Origin of the sequence: Streptomyces sp. TG1A-60 (assembly GCF_037201975.1) — a bacterium.
Classification (GTDB): Bacteria; Actinomycetota; Actinomycetes; order Streptomycetales; family Streptomycetaceae; genus Streptomyces.
The window spans coordinates 7,555,358-7,573,601 of sequence record NZ_CP147520.1; the positions used below are offsets into that span (position 1 = coordinate 7,555,358).

The window sequence follows — 18,244 nt, forward strand, 5'->3', positions numbered from 1 at the left end:
ACACACATCCGGTGGCCCTGCGCCGGTGCTCGGTGCACACCCCTGTGACCACGTGAAGAGAGGGAGGACGAGATGAAGGTGGTCGGCGTCGACTGCTTCGGCTACGGCCTGCGCTACGCCCACGGTGAGTACGTCATGTCCGGCGGTCGCGCGGCGACGTCCGAGATCGGCAGGCTGGTCCGCCTGCGCACCGACGAAGGGCTCGAAGGGTGGGGTGAGATCACTCCTCTCGGCAACCGGTACCTGCCCACCCACTGGGCCGAGGTGCGCGCGGCCCTGCACACGATGGCCCCGGCGCTACTCGGCCAGGACCCGACCAACGTGTCCGCGATCCGCCGCACCCTGGACGGCGTCCTCCTCGACGGCGGCCATGCCAAGGCCGCCGTCGACGTCGCGTGCTGGGACCTGCTCGGCAAGGCGTGCGGGAAGCCGGTCGCCGCTCTGCTCGGCGGTGTGCTGCAGGAGGACTTCCCGCTCTACGAGGCGGTTCCCCTGACGTCCGCGGAGGAGATGGCCGCCTTCGGTCCGCCGCGAAGAGGCCGGCATCAAGCGCTTCCAGCTCAAGGTCGGCAATGATCCCCTACTCGTAGCGGGTGCCACCTGCTTCACCAGGAGCGGAAGGTCCTCGTCGACGCGGCCCGTACGGCGCCAGGTCGACGTCGCCTTCAACGCCTGGAACGCCTTCCACCGGAGTGCCATCCAGCAGGTCGCGCAGCAGGCCGACAACGACAAGGCGGAGTTCCAGCCCCGATCGAGCACGGTGCGTCGGCCGTCAGCCGTCAGCCGTCAGCCGGTATCGGGGGAGTGGCGCGCGCTCCCGCCATGGCGGCCAGCTCGTCCGGGGTGCGGGGACCAGGCTCCGCGCCAGTCAATCTCCCCTGGGCGCGCAGGAGTTGAGTGACCGCGATACCCCAGGGGAGCCGCAGTCCCGCCTGCTGGAGGAGATCCGTGCGGGCGAGCATCGCGGCCACCGGGCCCGTGCGCGCACCGGACGGCGTGAGCAGCGCCGCGTCGTCGGCCCAGCGCAGGGCGAGGTCGACGTCGTGGGTGGCCATCACGACGGTGGTGCCGGACCTGCGCAGCTCGTCCAGGGTGGTGAGGAGCCGCTCCTGGCCGTCGGGGTCGAGCCCGGCGGTGGGCTCGTCGAGAATCAGGACGCGGGGCCGCATCGCGACGGCACCGGCGATGGCGGTCCGCTTGCGCTGTCCGTAGGAGAGCAGGTGCGTGGGCCGGTCGGCGAGCGCGGTGATGCCGAGGGCGCCGAGCGCCTCGTCCACCCGGGCCCGCACCTGGGCGTCGGGCAGCCCGAGGTTCAGCGGCCCGAACGACACGTCCTGGGCGACGGACGCCGCGAAGAGCTGGTCGTCCGGGTCCTGCACGACCAGCTGGACGGTCGTACGCAACCGGGTCAGGCCCTTGCGGTCGTACGCGACCGGCTGCCCCTCGACCGTCAGCTCGCCCGCGCGGGGCCGCAGTCCACCGCTGAGCAGCCGCATCAGCGTCGTCTTGCCGCTGCCGTTGCGGCCCAGCAGGGCGAGTGCCCGGCCCTCGCGCACCTCGAAGTAGAGGTCACTGAGCACGGCCGGACCGTCCTCGTAGGCGAAGGACGCGCCCCGCAGGGCGACCAGCACGGGCTCGCTCATGTCAGCGGCCTTTCCAGGACGAAGGTGAGGGCGGTCACGGCCGCGAGGAGGGCGACACTGGCCGCGGTGAAGCGCGGGGAGACCCGGGCCTCGGGGACCAGGACGCGCAGGGTGCCGTCGTACCCCCGTCCGGCCAGCCCCGTCTGGAGCCGCGCCGCCCGGTCGAAGGCCCGCACGAACGCGATGGCCCCCAGCCCGGCCAGCGAACGCCAGGTGGCGGCCCGCGTGGTGTGCCCGAGCCGGGCAGCCTGCGCCTCCCGGATGCGGCGCACGGAGTCCAGGAGCAGGAAGCTCATGCGGTAGGTGACCATCGCGACGTCGACGACCGGCGCGGGCACCCCCGCCTTCACCAGGCGGGGCAGCAGGTCCGACATGGGGGTGGTGAAGGCGAACAACAGGACGCCCAGGGAGGCGGCCGAGGTGCGCAGCAGCAGCTCCCCGGCGCGGACCGGGCCGCCCCCGGCCAGGGTCACGAACCCGTCGGGCCCGCCGACCTGGACGAGCAGGGGCAGCGTGCCGGTCAGGCAGAAGCCCAACGGCACCCGGTAGGCACGCCACAGCCGACGGCCGGGCACGCCTGCCGGGCCCAGCAGCACGGTGAGCGCCGTGAGCAGCACCAGGGCGGCGCCCGGCCAGGGCGGCAGGGAGATCGCGAGCGCCGTGAGGCCAAGTCCGAGCACGGCCTTGTCCACGGGATGGCGGCGGCGCCAGCGGCTGCTGTGCGCCGCCGCGTCGATCGGCAGCACGAGGGCTCAGGCCCGATCGGCGGGGGACGGCGCGGCACCACCGGGCGAACCGCCGTCGCCGGTCGCGGTCCGCACGGCCGTGGCGCTCCCCGAGCTCGCCGAAGCCGTGGTGGTGTCCTCGGCCGCGTCCCGTCGGGCCCGCGCCCTCGCCTCGCCCTGGCGCCGCCCTCGGTGGATACCGAAGTAGTAGGCGAGGACGGCCGCGCCGAGGGCGGCCTGGAGGGCGAAGAGCGCCGACTCGATCTCACCGGAGGGCGGCTCGTACAGCGGGGAGAACCACGGCTCGTAGTCGGGCTGGATCTCCGTGATCGCGGTCTCCGCCTCGGCGTCGGCGCCCGCGAAGGGCTCCTCCTTGTGGTCGCCGAGGCCGAGGGTCAGCGGCAGGACGGCGAGCGCGGCCACGACGAGCAGCAGCAGGGAGTTGATCTTCGCGTTCCGGTTCATCGGGCCACCGCCTCGGTCTCGGCCTGGTTCCGCCCGCCGCTCAGGAGTACACCGAGGCGGGTGAGTTCGCCCTTGCTCGACTGCACCAGCAGACGCATCACCAGCACCGTGAGCAGCCCCTCGCTCACCGCGAGCGGAATCTGCGTGACGGCGAAGATGGAGCCGAACTTGCCGAGGGAGCCCAGGAAGCCGCTGCTCGGGTCGGGAAACGCCAGCGCCAGCTGGACGCTGGTGACGCAGTAGGTGACCAGGTCGGCGACGAACGCGCCGAAGAACACCGTCACCATCAGCGGCACGTCGAACCGTCGCAGCAGCCGGTAGATGCCGTAACCGGCCCAGGGGCCGACGATCGCCATCGAGAAGACGTTGGCGCCGAGCGTGGTCAGGCCGCCGTGCGCGAGCAGCAGGGCCTGGAAGAGCAGGGTGATGGTGCCCAGCACCGCCATGATCGGCGGCCGGAACAGGATGGCGCCCAGCCCGGTGCCGGTGGGGTGGGAGCAACTACCGGTGACCGACGGCAGCTTCAGCGCGGACAGAACGAAGGTGAAGGCCCCGGAGGCACCGAGCAGCAACGTGCTCTCGGGATGCTCCCTGACCTCACGGGTGAGTGCCCGTACTCCGTGGACGACGAACGGCGCGGACGCGACGCCCCAGGCGATCGCGTGCGCCGGAGGAAGGAAACCCTCGGCTATGTGCATGGCTCAGCAGACCCTCTCCAGCACCTCGTGGATGGTTGACGCGCCTTGGCCGGTCTCCTGGCTTACGGGTACCACCGCCCGTGCTCCGCCTTCCCGGGTCGCAAGGACCCAGTGGCTGCCCTGGGCCCTGTCGTCGGACTCCCGTCTGCCGCGGGACGCCACGCACGCACTCTCGCCGCGCCGGGCGAAGGCCCACGTACGAATCCAGTACGAGGACGTTCGCCCGGCACGCCGAGGGCACGCACCTGACGCCGCGAGGCCCGCCCTCCGGGCGGACGACGGGAGTCTGACGACAGGGCCCAGGGCCGGAGCCGGACTTCCCGATCACAGTGGCGAGGGCCGCACCGGCATGACACCGGATTTCCCGTTCACCAAGGCGTGGTGACAGTAGTCCCCGCACAAGGGCGCTGACAAGCGGAGACGAGGGGCGCGCGAGCGGCGCGGAACCGCTCACCCCCGGCTCACGCCCCGGCGCTCCCACGCCGCGCAGGAGCGAACATCGGCCCGCGCAGGAGCGAGCACCCGACGTCGGCTGTGGCCGGAACCGTTCGCTCGGTTGGTCGACTTTGGCCACAGGCCTTGCCCTGCGCTTGAATTCAGGACCCACATCATCGGCATCAGGGAGTCCGCAGTGCACCGCCCGACCTCGGTACCCAGCCCGCGCCGTCTCGGCGTCCTCACCGCAGCCGCGCTCGCGGTCGCCGTCGCCACCGCGGGGCCGGCCGCGGCACACGCGGAGGTCGAGTCCGACGGCGCCCGCGCCCTCGGCCAGAACGTCGAACTGACCTTCTCCGCGGCGTCGGAGTCCTCCTCCGCCGGCATCACCGAACTGGAAGTGATCCTGCCCAAGGGAATCGTGCCCGCCGACGTCACCTACGAGGAGGGCCCGGACGGCTGGGAGTTCGCCCCCACCGGCCGGGGCTACACCGTCTCGGGCGAGAAGCTCCCCGTGGGGGAGGACGCCGATTACGTCGTCACCGTACGGCAGTTGCCCGACGTGAAGTCCCTGGTCTTCAAGACACTGCAGTCCTACAGTGACGGCACGGTGGACCGCTGGATCGAGTTGGACGACTCCGAGGGGGACGGCCACGGCCACGGTCACCCCGCGCCCCGCCTGGACCTGAAGCCCGCCGCCCCCGGCGCGAAGCCCGTGAGCCCCAGTCCTTCGGAGGAGCCCGCGACCGCCGCCCCCTCGCCCGAGTCGAGCGGCGAGTCCTCGCCCCCGGCGGCGGAGCCCGCGGCGGACAGCGCGGACGGCGACGACGGCCTCCCCCTCGCCGTACCCCTCGGCATCGGCGCGGTCGTCCTCGCGCTCGGCGGAGCAGTGTGGTGGCTGCGGAGTCGTCACGGCGGAACCGCCTGACGCGTCAGTGCCGTTCGTCGAGCCCACGCCCCGGACGCCTCTACGGCCGTGCGTGCGACTCGTCCGTCAGCGGCCCGTGGCTGTGTCGCCGGCCCGTCGGGACGCGCAGGGCACGGATCAGACGGGGGTGTCCGCCGGGAAGGTCCGTGTGCACGGGGGCCGTCGGCCGTGCCGGCCACAGACGTACGGCCAGCAGCGCCGCGCCCAGGGTCAGCGAACCGAGGGCGAGCACCGCCCGGTCGAGCCCCGCCGCCGCCCCCAGCCACCCGGCCAGGGGATAGGTGAGCAGCCAGCAGGCGTGGGAGAGGGAGAACTGCGCGGCGAACGCGGCCGTACGCTCCCCGGTCGGCACCGAGCGGCGGATGAGGCGCCCGGTCGGGGTCAGCACCGCCGAGGACGCGGCACCGAACGCGGCCCACACGACGAGCAGCACGGGCAGCCGCCAACCTCCGTCCCGCGCGGCCGTGACCGCCCCGAGCCCGGCGAAGAGGACCGCCAGCGACAGCGCGCCCGACAGCATCACCGCCCGGTCCGGCACCTTGTCCAGCACCCGCGGCAGCACCAGGGCCACGGCCATCGACCCGGCCCCGTACGCCCCGAGCGCCAACGGCACGGCGCCCGCCGACAGGCCCAGCACATCGCGGACGTAGACGACGGAGTTGACCGTCACCATGGCACCGGCCGCCGCGACCGCCAGGTTCAGGACGAGCAGGGCCCGCAGCCGGGGGGCGCCGAGGAAGCAGCGGATGCCGGCCGTGGCCCTGGCGTACACGCCACCCGCGCGAGAGGCGGGAGTGGCCCGCTCGGGCAGGGCGGTCGCGACCACCAGCGCGGCCGAGCAGAGGAAACCGAGGACGGTGCCGGTGAACAGCCAGTTGTAGGTGATGACGGACAACAGTGCCGCCGCGAGCGCGGGGGAGAGCAGGCTCTCCAGGTCGTACGCCAGCCGCGACATCGACAGGGCCCGCGTGTACTCGCGTTCGTCGGGCAGCACGTCGGGGACGACCGCCTGGAACGCGGGCGTGAACACGGCCGAGGCGGACTGCAGGAGGAAGACCAGGACGTACACCTGCCAGACCTCGCCGACGAACGGCAGGAACACGGCGACCCCGGCGCGGACCAGGTCCGCCGTCACCAAGAGCGCCCGGCGCGGCAGCCGGTCGGCGACCGCGCCGACGGCCGGGGCGATCACCACATAGGCCACCATCTTGATCGCGAGCGCGGTGCCCAGTACCGAACCGGCGTCGGCGCCCGCGATGTCGTACGCCAGCAGAGCGAGGGCGACGGTCGCCAGACCGGTGCCGACCAGGGCGACGACCTGGGCGGTGAAGAGACGCAGGTAGGCGCGGTGGCGCAGGACGGCGAGCATGGCGCGGCTGCTCCCCTCGGCGTGGCGTTCCGGTCCGTACCGACGAGTGTAACCATCATGTGCGCAACTGTGCACATGATGGTTCGGGTGGCGGTGGTGAAGGGCGTCCCACGTTGTCGGCCCTGCCTCTAGGCTGGGCTCATGTCTGAAAGCCACGCCGTGTCACCTGCGTCCGGTGCGCATCTGCGCGCCCCCGACAGCGCGCGGCTCACCGAGGCGACCGGAGTGTTCGCGATGCTCTCCGACGTCACCCGGCTGCACCTGCTGTGGCTGCTCGCCCAGGGCGAGTCGGACGTCGGCTCACTGGCCGAGCGCTGCGAGGCGTCCCGCACGGCGGTCAGCCAGCACCTGGCGAAGCTGCGGCTCGCCGGGCTCGTGGACACCCGCCGCGAAGGGCGCCACATCCACTACAGCCTCAGCGACGGCCATCTGCGGCGCCTGGTCCTGGAGGCGCTCAGCCACGCGGACCACCGGGTGAGCGGCCAGGCGCCGCACGACTGACCTGCCGCCGCGCAGGGTCAGCCCTCCAGCCGGCGCAGCCGTTCCGCGTCGCAGGTGCGGGGGCAGGTGGAGCAGGTCTCGGCCGGGCGGATCGTGTAGTAGAGGCAACAGCCCCTGCGGGTGCGGGTCGGGTGTTCGCGGCCGTCGCTCGTGCGCAGGGAGCGGAAGTCGGCGCCGCCGGGGAAGGGGGCCCGAGCCGTGGGGAGGACCGCGGAGGCGGCCCGTACCCCGGCGTCCTCGTCTCCCAGCATGCGGCCCAGGTACCAGAGGCCGGAGACGAGATCGTCGGAGACCAGGCCCCACAGCGCGCGCGAGCCCCGGCGGACGTACGGGCCGATCACGTCCAGCACCGGACCCATGTGGTCCGCCACGGCGGCCCTCAACTCGGCGCGCAGGGCCTCCTGGTGGGCGACGGTCCGGGTACCGGGCAGATCCGTCGCCGGGTCGTCCGGCAGGCAGGCGAGGGCGGTGCCGGGGCTGATCTCGTACGTGCCCGACGCGAGGTCGACCCGTATGTCGCCGGGTGCGATGCGGGGAACGCGGCGCTCCAGATACCAGACGCCGCTGATCAGCAGGCCGACCGACCAGGCGTAGTCGTGCAGGGCGCGTGAGGCGGCGACATGCCGGGGCGCGGTGTGGTCGTGGCGGTCCTGGATGCGGGCCGCCTCGGCCTCGACGAAGGCCTCCACGCCTTCCCGGCCGTCCGTCAGTCCGATGGTGTCGCAGGGGAGTCGGCGCGCCGGAGCGACGCGTACGGACAGGGCCTCGCACACCGTGTCGAGGCGGCGGTAGACGGCGGCGAGGAGGTCCGGGACATACGTGGCGGCGTCCGCCCGGGGGCTGTCCAGGGAGGCCACGGTCATCGGTGACTCCAGGGCGTGAGGGGGTTTGGTGCGGCGAGGAGGTAAGCCTTACCTTAACTGCAAGATCGCTCACCGGCGACCGGATGGCGGGTGAGGCCATGGGTCATGTCATCGACCAGCCGGGTTACCTGCGAGTCGATCAAGGGCGGCGTGGATCACAGTGAACCCATAGCCGTTGAAAAGTAAAGCATGCCTAACCTAAGCTCACGTATCGTGACTGTGACCGAACGGGCCGCGCCGTCCGGCGTACCCCCGCGTGCCCTGAGGCACTTGCCCCTGTTCCTCGGCGGGATCGGCGCGCTGGCCCTCTGCGCCGCGCTGAGCCTCGCCCTGGGGGCCCGCTCCGTCCCCCTGCCCACCGTGCTCGACGCGCTGTCGGGTCACGCGGAGGGCCGGGACGCGTTGGTGGTGACGGGGCTTCGGCTGCCGCGCACGGTCATCGCTCTCGCGGTCGGCGCCGCCCTGGGGGTCGCCGGCGCCGTGGCGCAGGGGATCACCCGCAACCCGCTCGCCTCACCGACCACCCTCGGAATCAACGCCGGAGCGGGTTTCGCGGTCGTCGTCGCCATCTTCGCGCTGAAACTCGCGGACCCCGTCGAGTACGTGTGGTTCGCCTTCGCGGGGGCCGCCGGTGCCGCCGTCCTCGCCCAGGCGCTGGCACGCCGCTCCGGCGACATCGACCCGGTACGGCTCGCGCTCGGCGGCACCGTCCTCCAACTCGTGCTGCTGTCCTGGACGTCGGCCGTGATGCTGGCCAGTCAGCGCACCCTCGACGAGGCGCGCTTCTGGCTCGCCGGTTCCCTCGCCGGACGCCAACTCGACACGCTGTGGCCGCTGTCGCCACCCCTCGCGCTCGGCCTGCTGCTCGCCCTGGCCGTCGCACCCGCCCTCAACGCCCTCGCCCTCGGCGACGACTCGGCCCAGGCGCTCGGCGTGCCGGTCACCCGCATCCGGCTCGCCGGCGGTATCGCGGTCGTCCTGCTCGCCGGCTCCGCGGTGGCCGTGGCCGGCCCTGTCGCCTTCATCGGGCTCGCCGCCCCCCACCTCGTCCGCCCGCTGCTCGGCGGCGACCACCGCCTTCTCGTGCCCGGCTGCCTCATCGCGGGACCCCTGCTCCTGCTCACGGCCGACATCCTCGGCCGCCTGGTCATCCGCCCGGCGGAACTGGAGGTCGGCATCGTCACCGCGTTCCTCGGCGCCCCGCTGCTGGCCCTGCTCGCGCGGAAGGCCGCCCGATGACACTGACGTACAAGGCGGTCCCGCGACGGGACACGCGCCGCACGCCCGGCCGTGGCAGGCTTCTCACCTACGGCACGACCGGCCTCCTCACTCTGACCGTCCTGCTCACGGTATCCGTCTCCACGGGGGAGATGGACCTGCCCGCGTCCGTCGCGCTCCGCGCGCTGGCCGGACTCGGCGACCCGGGCGACGTGCTGGTGGTACGGGAGTTCCGCGCTCCGCGCGCCGTCGCCGCCATCGTGGCCGGTGCCGGCCTGGGCGCGGCAGGCTGCGTCCTGCAACGGCTCTTCCGTAACCCCCTCGCCTCCCCGGACGTGATGGGTGTGACCGGCGGAGCCTCGCTCGGCGCGGTCGCGCTGCTGGCCGCCGGGGCCTCCCAACTGCTCATCCCGCTCGGCGCGCTGGCCGGCGGCATGCTGGCCGCCCTGCTGCTCGGTGTGTTCGCCTGGCGGTCCGGGCTCGCCGTCACCCGGCTCGTCCTCACCGGTCTCGCCGTCCAGGCGGGCCTCGCCGCCGCCGTCAACCTGATGATCGTGCGCTTCCCGGCCGAACTCGCCGGCTCGGCACTCCAGTGGACGACCGGATCAGTGTACGGCCGCACCTGGACGGAGGTCTGGGGCGCGGGCGCGGCCGTGGTGCTCGCCCTGGCCGCCGCGCTGGTCACCAACCGCCGACTGGCGCTGCTCGACCTGGGCGACGACTCGGCGGGCGCCCTCGGCCTCAACACCTCCGCCGCCCGCCTCCAACTCCTCCTCGTCGCCGTCACGCTGGCCTCGCTGGCGGCGGCCCTCGCCGGCCCGGTCACCTTCGTCGCCCTCGCCGTACCGCACGTCGTCCGCTTCCTCACCGGCCCGCCCACCGCCGCGACCCTCGCCCTGGCCGCCCTCACCGGAGCCGTCCTCCTCCTCGCCGCCGACCTGGTCGTCCAGCACCTCCTCCCGATCGAGGGTCTCCCGGTCGGCGCCGCCACCGCCACTCTCGGCGCCCCCTGGCTGCTGGTGCTGATGTTCCGGCAGAGCAAGCCGGTGCGGGGGAGCGGCACATGAACGGACGGGAGAGCGCCGGCGCGCACGGTGGACAGGGCGGGGACCTGGCCGCCCGTGACGCCCAGGCACACGAGCCCACCGAGAACACGTCCGCGCCCCGTGGTGAGGGGCGCGCCGCTCCGACGCCGAGTCCCCGCACCCGGTCGGCGCCGGGCAGCCGTGCGCGGCCGTCGCCGCCGGCCCGCTCCCACCGGGCCCCGACGACAACCCGTTGCCAACCTGCCGCCTCGTACCGCCGCCCCACGCTCGCCCCCAGGAGCTTCGCATGACCACCACCAACCAGCTCTCCACGCAGGGCCTGGACCTGCGCTACGGCGACCGGCTCGTGGTCGGCGGGCTCGACCTGACGCTGCCCGGCGGCGCCGTCACCGCGATCGTCGGCCCCAACGCCTGCGGCAAGTCGACCCTGTTGAGAGGGCTGAGCCGGCTGCTCGCACCCACCGCGGGCACGGTCACCCTGGACGGAGCCGACATCCACCGCGTGTCCGCACGCGCGCTGGCCCTGCGGATGGGGCTGCTGCCGCAGCAGCCGGTCACCCCGGAGGCGATCACCGTCGAGGCCCTCGTACGGCTCGGGCGGTACCCGCACCAGCGGCTGCTGAGCCCCTGGTCGGCCGCCGACCAGCAGGCCGTGGACGAGGCGCTGGAGCGCACCGGCACGGCGGAGCTGCGGGACCACCCGGTCGACCGGCTCTCCGGCGGACAGCGCCAACGCGCCTGGATCGCCCTGGCGTTGGCGCAGGACACCGAGCTGCTCCTGCTCGACGAACCGACCACCTTCCTCGACCTGCGGCACCAGCTCGACGTCCTCGACCTGGTCGCCGCCCTGCACGCCGAGGCCGGCCGCACCGTGGTGATGGTGCTGCACGACCTCGGACAGGCCGCCCGTTACGCCGACCACATGGTCGTGCTCAAGGGCGGGCGCCTCGCAGCCACCGGCCCACCTGCCGACGTGCTCGACGCGGACCTGGTCAAATCCGTGTTCGACGTGGACTGCCGGGTCATCCCCGACCCGGAGACCGGGACACCGCTGGTCGTCCCCAGAGGCAACGCGGCACGGCACACCACCGCGCCCGCGACCTCCTGACCACTCATCCGCCACACCCGGCACATCACTGGAACCCAGGCACACCCGGTTCACCCGTACTCCGTACGCCGAGAGAAGGACCACCTCATGATGCTCAAGCGATCCCCCCTGCGCGGATTCGGCCGGCCCGCCGCCGCGCTGCTCGCCGTCGTGCTCGGCACGGGCGTCCTGGCCGCCTGCGGCAACGACGACTCGGCGAAGGAGAGCGACACCGCCCAGGCCGGCGCCGACGGCGCCGCCTTCCCGCGTACCCTCAACACCGTGATGGGTGACGTCGAGATCCCGTCCCGGCCGAAGAAGGTCGTCGTCCTCGACACCGGTGAGCTGGACGACGTCACCCTGCTCGGCATCGACCCGGTCGGCGCCGTCGCCCCGCACTTCAAGACCGAGGGCGGCTTCCCGACGTACCTCGAAGGCGACCTCAAGAACACCGTGGACGTCGGACCGCTCCTGGAGCCGAACCTGGAGAAGATCGCCTCCCTCGAGCCCGACCTCATCCTGTCGTCCAAGGTCCGCCACGAGAAGGTCTACGACAAGCTCAGCGCCATCGCCCCGACCGTGTTCACCGAGACCACCGGTGGTGTGTGGAAGGAGAACCTCAAGGTCCACGCCGAGGCACTCGGCCTGGAGGACGAGGCCGAGGCCGAGCTGAAGGAGTACGAGACGCGGGCCAAGGCCCTCGGTACGGCCATAGAGAAGAAGGACGGCGCCATGCCGACCGTCTCCGTGGTCCGCTTCGTCGCCGGCCCGACCCGCCTGTACGCCTCCAACTCCTACAGCGGTGTCGTCCTGAACGACATCGGCTTCCAGCGCCCGAAGTCGCAGATCTCCGACGATCCGGCCGTGACGATGAAGGACGTCAGCGCCGAGGAGATCGATCAGGCCGACGCCGACCTGGTCTTCGTCACCACCGCCGACACCCCGGACAAGACCCAGCAGAAGCAGGTCACCTCCAACCCGGTCTGGAGGGACCTGCCCGCCGTCAAGGACGGCAAGGTCTTCGAGGTCCCGGACGAGACCTGGATGTCGGGCATCGGTGTCCAGGCGGCCGAGGAGATGCTCGCCGACGTGGCGAAGGCCACCGGCGTCGAGCTGCCGAAGCAGTAACTCGCGCGGTTCCAGGCCCTGTCCGACGATCCCTGCCTGCCTCACGACGTCATTCGCTCTCTCGCCGCGCCGGGCGGCGGGACCAAGTACGCCCACGTACGAGGGTCCACGCCAGGCACGGCGGGAGCACGCGCCCACGCGGACTTCAGCCGCCGGCGCGACCGGCGCACGGCCGCCCTCCGGGCGACGACGGCAGGGGTCGGACAGGCCCCGGGCGGGCCCACCACGAGACGGTCCCCCACCGACCCCCCACTCGCCTAGCGGAAGTCGTGCACCACCCCATGCGTCTGTACCTGCTCGCCCTGAACCCCACCGACTCCGTCACCGAAGGCTTCCTGCCGGCCGCCGCCCGGCTCGGCCTGGACGTCACCGTCCTCACCGACCAGCCCGACGCCCACCGCGCCGCCTACCCCGAGATCGAGGTCCTCGACTGCGACGTACGCGACTTCCGCGCCGTCGTCACCCGGATCTCCACCCGCCACCGCCCGGACGCGGTCTTCACCAACAGCGACCACCTCCAGACCCAGGCCGCGCTGGCCGCCCAGTACTTCGGGCTCCCCGGCAAGGACTGGCGGGCCACGCTGCGCAGCAAGGACAAGGGCGAGATGCGCCGACATCTGGCCGCCGCCGGAGCGGACACCGTCTGGTCCGCCGAGATCACCGGTCCGGCCCACCTCACCGGCCCCCTCGTCGTCGACGCCCCCTACCCCTGCGTCGTCAAGCCCCGCGAGGGCGTCGCCAGCGAGGACGTCGTACTGGTCGACACCGCCGAGGACCTCGTGGCACGCGGCAAGGAGATCCTGACCCGCCGCCCCGGTGCCCCCCTCGTCGTCGAGGAGTACCTGCCCGGCGAACTCCTCACCCTGGAGACCCTCGGCGACGGCCGCGTCCGGCACGTCCTCGGCGGTTTCCACACCGAGCTGTCACCGCCGCCGTACTTCATCGAGGAACGGCTGCGCTTCGTCCCGGCCCACCCCGAGCCGGTCGTCACGCAGATCCTCGCCCAACTCGACGCGCTGGGCGTCGGATTCGGCGCCTGCCACACCGAGTTCGTGGTCCACGACGGCAGGGCCCGCATCATCGAGGTCAACTACCGTGCCATCGGCGACCAGTGCGACCTGCTGCTCGCCCAGCTCCTCGACCTCCCGCTCTTCGAGCACATCCTCCGCACCCACCTCGGAGAACCGCTGCCCGCCGACCTGGAGTTCCGCCGCGACGGCGCGGCCCGCCTGGAGTACCCGAGTGCCGAGCGGGCGGGCACACTCGTCGCCGCCCCCGCCGCGAGCGAACTCACCGTCGACGGCGTGCACCTGACCTACCGTCCGCTCCGCGAGGTCGGCGAACGGCACGAGCTGTACCGGACCAACCGCGACTACCTCGGCGTCCTGCGCGCCACCGGCACCGGCCAGGAAACCGTCGACCGGGTGGCGGCGGACTTCCTCGCCGCACAGCGCTGGGAGATCCAGCCGTGACCGCCGCCGCAGCCGAGACCACCGCCGCCCCGTCCGCACCCGCGGGCGCCACCGAAGCCGAACTGCTCACCCGCGTGCTCGGCGCCCTCCTCCGCGAGGACGTCGTCGGCCTGCGCACCCGCAGCACACTCGTCCACCGCCCGGACGGCCCCTGGCTCCGCCTGCCCGTCGACGGCGACGACGCCCTGCTGCTGCCGGTCGCCGAGGACGGATTCCAGCACGCGTACGCCGCCCGGATGCCCCAGCTCGTCCGGGAGCCGGCCGGCACCCACCTCACGACCTGCGACACCGTCCTCGCCGAACTGCGCGCACTCGCCGAGCCCGTCGACCGCGACGGCTTCGACGCCTTCGCCGAGGAGTGCCGTCAGACGCTCGCGACGATGCGGCTGCACGAGACGACACGGAAGGAGACGGCCGACGGGCTCACCGAGCTCTACGGCACCGACCTGGCCGACTGGACGGGGCTGCGCGGCAGCCTCGCGTACGAGACCCTCGCCGCGCGGCTCGACCACCCCGTCTACCCGACCGCGCGCGGTCGCTCGGGCCTGGACGAGGAGCAACTACGCGGCTTCGCGCCGGAGTTCCACCCGAGTTTCGCGCTGAACTGGCTCGCCCTCCCCCGGGAGTCGGTCACCGTCGCCGGGCAACTCCCGGACGGCTGGCCCACCCCCTCCGGGCTCGGTCTCGCGGACCTCGACCACACCCATGTCGCCCTGCCCGTCCATCCGCTGACCGTGGGCGCGCCGCTCGACGCGGCGCTGCGCGAGGCGGGACTCGCGGGCCGGGCGGTACTCGCCGACCGGGCGTACCTCCCCGTCGTACCCACCCTGTCGATGCGGACGGTCGCCCCGGCCGCCGCGCCCTCCCTGCACCTCAAACTGCCCCTGGCCACCGCCACGCTGGGCATGCGCAACAAGCGCTCCATCAAGCCCGGCACCCTCGTCGACGGCGCGGCCGGACAGCGGCTGCTGGCAGCCGTGATCGAGCGGGAACCCCGTTTCAAGGACCGGGTGCTGCACGCCGACGAGACGGTGTACGCGCACGCCGGGCACGAACTCCTCGCCGTCCTGTGCCGCCGCTACCCGACGGACCTCGACGACCGCGTCGTCGTCCCCATGGCCGCCCTGCTCGCCGAGGCACCCGGCGGGGGACTGGTCGTCGACCACCTCGCCGACCGCTTCCACGGCGGTGACACGACCGCCCTGCTGGACGCCGTGCTCACTGTGCTGTTCGACTGGCAGACCACGCTCTTCGGCTACGGGATCGCCCTGGAGTCGCACCAGCAGAACGTCTCCCTGGTGTTCGGCCCCGAGCCAGGCGAGCTGCGGCTGCTGCTGAAGGACAACGACGGGCCGCGCGTCAACAGCACCCGGCTGGCCGCCACCCTCGGTGACGGCGGCGGGAACCGGGGCTTCCACGACGCGCGGACCTTCGCCCCGGACGACCGGGCGGTGGCCGACCTGTTCACCACCATCACCGTCCATCTCTGCGCCGGCGCCTACGCGTTCGGCCTCGCCCGCCACGGCCGCGCACCGCTGCCGGACCTGCTGCGCCTCGTCCGCGACCGGCTCACCGAGGCCGTCGACCGGCTCGGCACAGACGCGGCGGCCGTGCTGCGCCGGCGGGTGCTGACCGCGCCCGAACTGCCGGTGAAGGCGATGGTGACCGCCGGGACCCTGCTCAGCAAGGAGCGGTCGGGCGCCGCCGACATCAACAAGCACTACACCACGGGGCCCAACTACCTGCTGGTGGACGGTGGTGCGGCATGACAGCCGCGGCGCCCCCGATGGCCCGCCCCACGTTCGGCCGCCGCCAGGTGCACGCCGTGGCCGCCTGCTACTTCGTGGCGTCGTTCGCCGCGCTGGGGCTGCCGCCGTACTTCACCCGGATACTGCCGGAGCTCGGCGACGGGGCAGCCGACTGGGCCGGTGTGCTGTACGTGGTCCCCACCGTGTTCAGCGCGATCGCGGCACCCCTGTGGGGTCGGCTCGCCGACCGCTTCGGACGCAAACGGCTGCTGCTGCGCGCCCAGTTGGGCCTCGCCGTCTCCTTCCTGCTCGCCGGCTGGGCCGACTCGCTCACCGTGTTCACGGTGGCGCTGGTGCTCCAGGGCATCCTCGGCGGGACCTTCGCGGCCTCCAACGGCTACCTGGGCGCCGCCCTGGAGGGGCCGCGCCTGTCGAGGGCGCTCACCCTCATGCAGGGCAGCGCGCGGGCCGCCCTCGTGTTCGCGCCGATCGTCGTCGGCGCGCTGTCACCCTGGATGTCCCCGCACCGCCAGTACGCCCTCCTCGCGCTGCTCCCGCTCGCAGCGGCCCTCCTCCTGGCCGCCCTGCCCGAACCGGGGGAGACCGGCACGACCGAACCGGAGGAGCCGGAGAGCACCGACGTCGCCCCCGTGGCCGCGCTGCGCAGGCTCTACGCGCTGGAGTTCGCCTTCGTGTTCTCCACCGTCATCTCCTTCCCCTACCTGATATCCCTCGTCGAGGAACGCCTTCCGGGCGCCTCCACCGCCCTCTCCGGCCTGCTCTTCGCGCTGCCGCACCTCTGCTACCTGGTCTCGGCGATGGCGGTGCACCGCGCGCTGCGCACCCGCCCCCGGCACGGCATGGCCGCCGGCTTCGCACTCATCGCCCTCGGCCTGGCCGGCCACGGCGTCGCCGACACCCTGCCCACGCTGGTCGCCGTACGGCTGCTGCTCGGCGCGGGCCTCACCCTCGGCATGGTCGGCCTGTCGGTCCTGGCCGCCGAGTGCGCCCGGGGCCGCGCCCCCGGCGGGATGTTCGGCTCGCTGGAGTTCTTCTCCAAGGCCGGCGCCGTCGCCGCCGGAATCACCGCCGCCGTGGGCAGCGCCCGGTTCGGCCCCACCGCGCCGGTGCTGATAGGCGGCGGCATCGCCACCCTCACCGTCCTCGCGACCCTCCTGCCCCCACGCCCGCGTATCCGCTGGAGCCACTGATGCCCCCGCTCACCGACTCGCTCGGTACCACCCACCTCCCCACCGCCGACGACGCGGTGGCCCACACCCTCCTCAACTGCCTGCTGCGCGAGGTCTCCGGCCCCGAACACCAGACCGCCGTCATCGACGGCCACCTGCTGCTGCGCCTGCCCCGCCGAGGCCTGCTGCTCCGTGTGGCCCTGCGCCGCACGTCCCTGCTGGGCGCCCACCGCTTCACCGGCGCCGTCCAGGAGCAGACCGACGCCGCCTGGAGCGCACTCGACTGGCGCCGTCTCGCCGAGTACACGCACGACGAACTGTCGCTGCGCACCGGCGTGCGCAACGACGAGTTCCTGCGCCAGATCGACTCCAGCCACCGCACCCTCGCCACCGCGCTCGCCACCCGCGAGTCCGCCGCGCACGGGCTCCCGGACTACCTCGCCTCCGAGCAGTCCCTGCTGTTCGGGCACCGCTTCCACCCCACGCCCAAGGCCCGCACGGGCGACGCCGACGCCTGGCAGGCCTACGCCCCCGAGGCCGGCGCCTCCTTCCTCCTGCGCCACCTCGCCGTCCGCGAGCACCTGATCGCCGAGGAGAGCGCCGAGACGGGCGCCACCGCCGTCCTCGACCGGGAGCACGGCGACATCCCCGAGGGCTACCGGCTGCTGCCCGCCCACCCCTGGCAGTACGAGATGCTGCGCGAGCACCGGCTGCTGCGCGAGGCCCTCGGCCGCGGCGACATCCTCGACCTCGGCCCCGGCGGCCGGGAGTACGCGGCCACCGCCTCCGTGCGCACCCTCTTCGACGGCGACTCCTTCCTGAAGTTCAGCCTCAACGTCCGCATCACCAACTGCCTGCGCAAGAACGCCAGTTACGAACTCTCCGGCGCCGTCGCCCTCACCCGGCTCCTCGGCCCGGCCCTCGCCGACCTTCAGACCCGCTTCCCCGGCAGCGCGATGCTCCGCGAACCCGCCTACCGCAGCCTCGCCGTGCCCGGCCCCGACGGCACCCCCGACCGGGCCCTCCTCGAAGGCTTCGGCGTGATCGTCCGTGAGGGACTGTCCCGGCGCCTGCTGCCCGGCACCACCCCACTGCTCGCGGCGGCCGTCGCCGACGAGTACCCGACCAGCGCCGCCCACATCTCCCGCCTCCTGGACGGAGCGGGCCCCGAGGCCGCCCTGGACTGGTGGAAGGCCTACCTCCGTCTCCTGGTCCCGCCCGTGCTCTCCGCCTACTTCGACCACGGCCTCGTCCTGGAACCCCACCTCCAGAACGTTCTCGTCTGCGTCGACACCGACGGCATGCCCGCCCAGGTCCTCTTCCGCGACCTGGAGGGCACCAAGCTCGTCCCCGACCACCACACCGACGCCCTCGCCGCACTTGCCCCCGAGGTCGCCGGCCCGCTGTCGTACGACGCCCAGCGCGGCTGGGACCGCGTCGTGTACTGCCTGCTCGTCAACCACGTCGCCGAGCTGCTCGCCGCCCTCGCCGACCTGCACCCACAGGCCGAGGCCGGCCTGTGGGCGGCGGTCCGTGCCACCCTCCGGGCCTACGCCGACGAAGAGGGCTGCCCGCCCCGCCTCGCCGCGCTGCTCGCCGGGGTGCCCCTGCCGGCGAAGACCAATCTGCTGACCCGCTGGGAACGCAAGGCCGACCGCGAGGCCGGCTACGTCCGCCTGCCCTCCCCCTCGCCGAAGACGTCCTCCGCTGGAGCCCCCGATGAGCCAG

The 18,244-nt window shown here is 73.3% G+C and carries 16 protein-coding genes and 1 pseudogene; 11 read left to right on the plus strand and 6 right to left on the minus strand.

What is annotated here, in order from left to right:
- Nucleotides 1–72 precede the first annotated feature (72 nt).
- Nucleotides 73–576 (plus strand): hypothetical protein, encoded by a 504-nt coding sequence (locus WBG99_RS33310; RefSeq protein ID WP_338899913.1) that lies wholly within the window; start codon nt 73–75, stop codon nt 574–576.
- Nucleotides 577–779: 203 nt separating this feature from the next.
- Here WBG99_RS33310 and WBG99_RS33315 read toward each other — a convergent pair whose 3' ends face one another.
- The 4 genes from WBG99_RS33315 to WBG99_RS33330 are packed head-to-tail and all read right to left on the minus strand — an operon-like array spanning nt 780 to nt 3,531.
- Complete coding sequence (locus WBG99_RS33315; protein ID WP_338899915.1) at nt 780–1,643, minus strand: ATP-binding cassette domain-containing protein; 864 nt, start codon at nt 1,641–1,643, stop codon at nt 780–782.
- A complete protein-coding gene (cbiQ, locus tag WBG99_RS33320; protein ID WP_338899916.1) occupies nt 1,640–2,389 on the minus strand; it encodes a cobalt ECF transporter T component CbiQ in 750 nt (249 codons plus the stop codon). The genes WBG99_RS33315 and cbiQ overlap by 4 nt, the downstream gene beginning before the upstream one ends.
- Nucleotides 2,390–2,395: 6 nt before the next feature.
- Nucleotides 2,396–2,833, minus strand: a complete 438-nt coding sequence (locus WBG99_RS33325; RefSeq protein WP_338899917.1) for an energy-coupling factor ABC transporter substrate-binding protein — start codon at nt 2,831–2,833, stop codon at nt 2,396–2,398.
- On the minus strand, nt 2,830–3,531 hold the full coding sequence (locus tag WBG99_RS33330; protein ID WP_338899918.1) for an energy-coupling factor ABC transporter permease: 702 nt from the start codon (nt 3,529–3,531) through the stop codon (nt 2,830–2,832). Before WBG99_RS33330 ends, WBG99_RS33325 begins: the two co-directional genes overlap by 4 nt.
- 631 nt (nt 3,532–4,162) lie before the next feature.
- On the opposite strand from WBG99_RS33330, the gene WBG99_RS33335 reads away from it, so the two are divergent.
- The gene (locus WBG99_RS33335) at nt 4,163–4,894 is read left to right on the plus strand and encodes a DUF1775 domain-containing protein (protein WP_338899919.1); all 732 of its coding nucleotides are present in this window, start codon (nt 4,163–4,165) and stop codon (nt 4,892–4,894) included.
- Nucleotides 4,895–4,934: 40 nt separating this feature from the next.
- Here the strand turns inward: WBG99_RS33335 and WBG99_RS33340 are convergent, their stop codons facing one another.
- Nucleotides 4,935–6,263: an MFS transporter gene (locus WBG99_RS33340; RefSeq protein ID WP_338899920.1), complete on the minus strand. Its 1,329-nt coding sequence runs from the start codon at nt 6,261–6,263 to the stop codon at nt 4,935–4,937.
- A 141-nt stretch (nt 6,264–6,404) separates the two neighbouring features.
- Between WBG99_RS33340 and WBG99_RS33345 the strand changes: the two genes are divergently transcribed.
- Nucleotides 6,405–6,764, plus strand: coding sequence for a metalloregulator ArsR/SmtB family transcription factor (locus tag WBG99_RS33345; RefSeq protein WP_338899921.1), 360 nt, complete (start codon nt 6,405–6,407; stop codon nt 6,762–6,764).
- Between the two features lie 17 nt (nt 6,765–6,781).
- Here WBG99_RS33345 and WBG99_RS33350 read toward each other — a convergent pair whose 3' ends face one another.
- Nucleotides 6,782–7,627: a (2Fe-2S)-binding protein gene (locus WBG99_RS33350; protein WP_338899922.1), complete on the minus strand. Its 846-nt coding sequence runs from the start codon at nt 7,625–7,627 to the stop codon at nt 6,782–6,784.
- A gap of 270 nt (nt 7,628–7,897) precedes the next feature.
- On the opposite strand from WBG99_RS33350, the gene WBG99_RS33355 reads away from it, so the two are divergent.
- The 8 genes and pseudogenes from WBG99_RS33355 (at nt 7,898) to WBG99_RS33390 (ending at nt 18,239) form a co-directional block, all read left to right on the plus strand.
- Entirely contained in the window at nt 7,898–8,866 is a 969-nt protein-coding gene (locus tag WBG99_RS33355; RefSeq protein ID WP_338900573.1) for an iron ABC transporter permease, read from the plus strand.
- Nucleotides 8,863–9,912 (plus strand): iron ABC transporter permease, encoded by a 1,050-nt coding sequence (locus tag WBG99_RS33360; RefSeq protein ID WP_338899923.1) that lies wholly within the window; start codon nt 8,863–8,865, stop codon nt 9,910–9,912. Before WBG99_RS33355 ends, WBG99_RS33360 begins: the two co-directional genes overlap by 4 nt.
- Nucleotides 9,913–10,177: 265 nt before the next feature.
- The gene (locus WBG99_RS33365) at nt 10,178–10,999 is read left to right on the plus strand and encodes an ABC transporter ATP-binding protein (protein WP_338899924.1); all 822 of its coding nucleotides are present in this window, start codon (nt 10,178–10,180) and stop codon (nt 10,997–10,999) included.
- Between the two features lie 90 nt (nt 11,000–11,089).
- Nucleotides 11,090–12,106, plus strand: a complete 1,017-nt coding sequence (locus WBG99_RS33370) for an iron-siderophore ABC transporter substrate-binding protein (protein WP_338900574.1) — start codon at nt 11,090–11,092, stop codon at nt 12,104–12,106.
- A 281-nt stretch (nt 12,107–12,387) separates the two neighbouring features.
- Nucleotides 12,388–13,578: an ATP-grasp domain-containing protein gene (locus WBG99_RS33375; RefSeq protein WP_338899926.1), complete on the plus strand. Its 1,191-nt coding sequence runs from the start codon at nt 12,388–12,390 to the stop codon at nt 13,576–13,578.
- The gene (locus WBG99_RS33380) at nt 13,575–15,347 is read left to right on the plus strand and encodes an IucA/IucC family protein (protein ID WP_338899927.1); all 1,773 of its coding nucleotides are present in this window, start codon (nt 13,575–13,577) and stop codon (nt 15,345–15,347) included. The genes WBG99_RS33375 and WBG99_RS33380 overlap by 4 nt, the downstream gene beginning before the upstream one ends.
- Entirely contained in the window at nt 15,344–16,537 is a 1,194-nt protein-coding gene (locus tag WBG99_RS33385) for an MFS transporter (RefSeq protein WP_338899928.1), read from the plus strand. The genes WBG99_RS33380 and WBG99_RS33385 overlap by 4 nt, the downstream gene beginning before the upstream one ends.
- Nucleotides 16,537–18,239, plus strand: a pseudogene (locus tag WBG99_RS33390) (IucA/IucC family protein). Before WBG99_RS33385 ends, WBG99_RS33390 begins: the two are co-directional and overlap by 1 nt.
- The last annotated feature ends 5 nt before the right edge of the window (nt 18,240–18,244 follow it).

Bases quoted from the DNA above. Each gene is read 5' to 3' on its own strand.
- WBG99_RS33365 (WP_338899924.1), top strand. From the start codon at position 10,178: ATGACCACCACCAACCAGCTCTCCACGCAGGGCCTGGACCTGCGCTAC.
- WBG99_RS33350 (WP_338899922.1), bottom strand. From the start codon at position 7,627: ATGACCGTGGCCTCCCTGGACAGCCCCCGGGCGGACGCCGCCACGTAT.
- WBG99_RS33370 (WP_338900574.1), top strand. From the start codon at position 11,090: ATGCTCAAGCGATCCCCCCTGCGCGGATTCGGCCGGCCCGCCGCCGCG.
- WBG99_RS33340 (WP_338899920.1), bottom strand. From the start codon at position 6,263: ATGCTCGCCGTCCTGCGCCACCGCGCCTACCTGCGTCTCTTCACCGCC.
- WBG99_RS33310 (WP_338899913.1), top strand. From the start codon at position 73: ATGAAGGTGGTCGGCGTCGACTGCTTCGGCTACGGCCTGCGCTACGCC.
- WBG99_RS33375 (WP_338899926.1), top strand. From the start codon at position 12,388: ATGCGTCTGTACCTGCTCGCCCTGAACCCCACCGACTCCGTCACCGAA.
- WBG99_RS33345 (WP_338899921.1), top strand. From the start codon at position 6,405: ATGTCTGAAAGCCACGCCGTGTCACCTGCGTCCGGTGCGCATCTGCGC.
- WBG99_RS33325 (WP_338899917.1), bottom strand. From the start codon at position 2,833: ATGAACCGGAACGCGAAGATCAACTCCCTGCTGCTGCTCGTCGTGGCC.
- WBG99_RS33315 (WP_338899915.1), bottom strand. From the start codon at position 1,643: ATGAGCGAGCCCGTGCTGGTCGCCCTGCGGGGCGCGTCCTTCGCCTAC.
- WBG99_RS33330 (WP_338899918.1), bottom strand. From the start codon at position 3,531: ATGCACATAGCCGAGGGTTTCCTTCCTCCGGCGCACGCGATCGCCTGG.
- WBG99_RS33385 (WP_338899928.1), top strand. From the start codon at position 15,344: ATGACAGCCGCGGCGCCCCCGATGGCCCGCCCCACGTTCGGCCGCCGC.
- WBG99_RS33360 (WP_338899923.1), top strand. From the start codon at position 8,863: ATGACACTGACGTACAAGGCGGTCCCGCGACGGGACACGCGCCGCACG.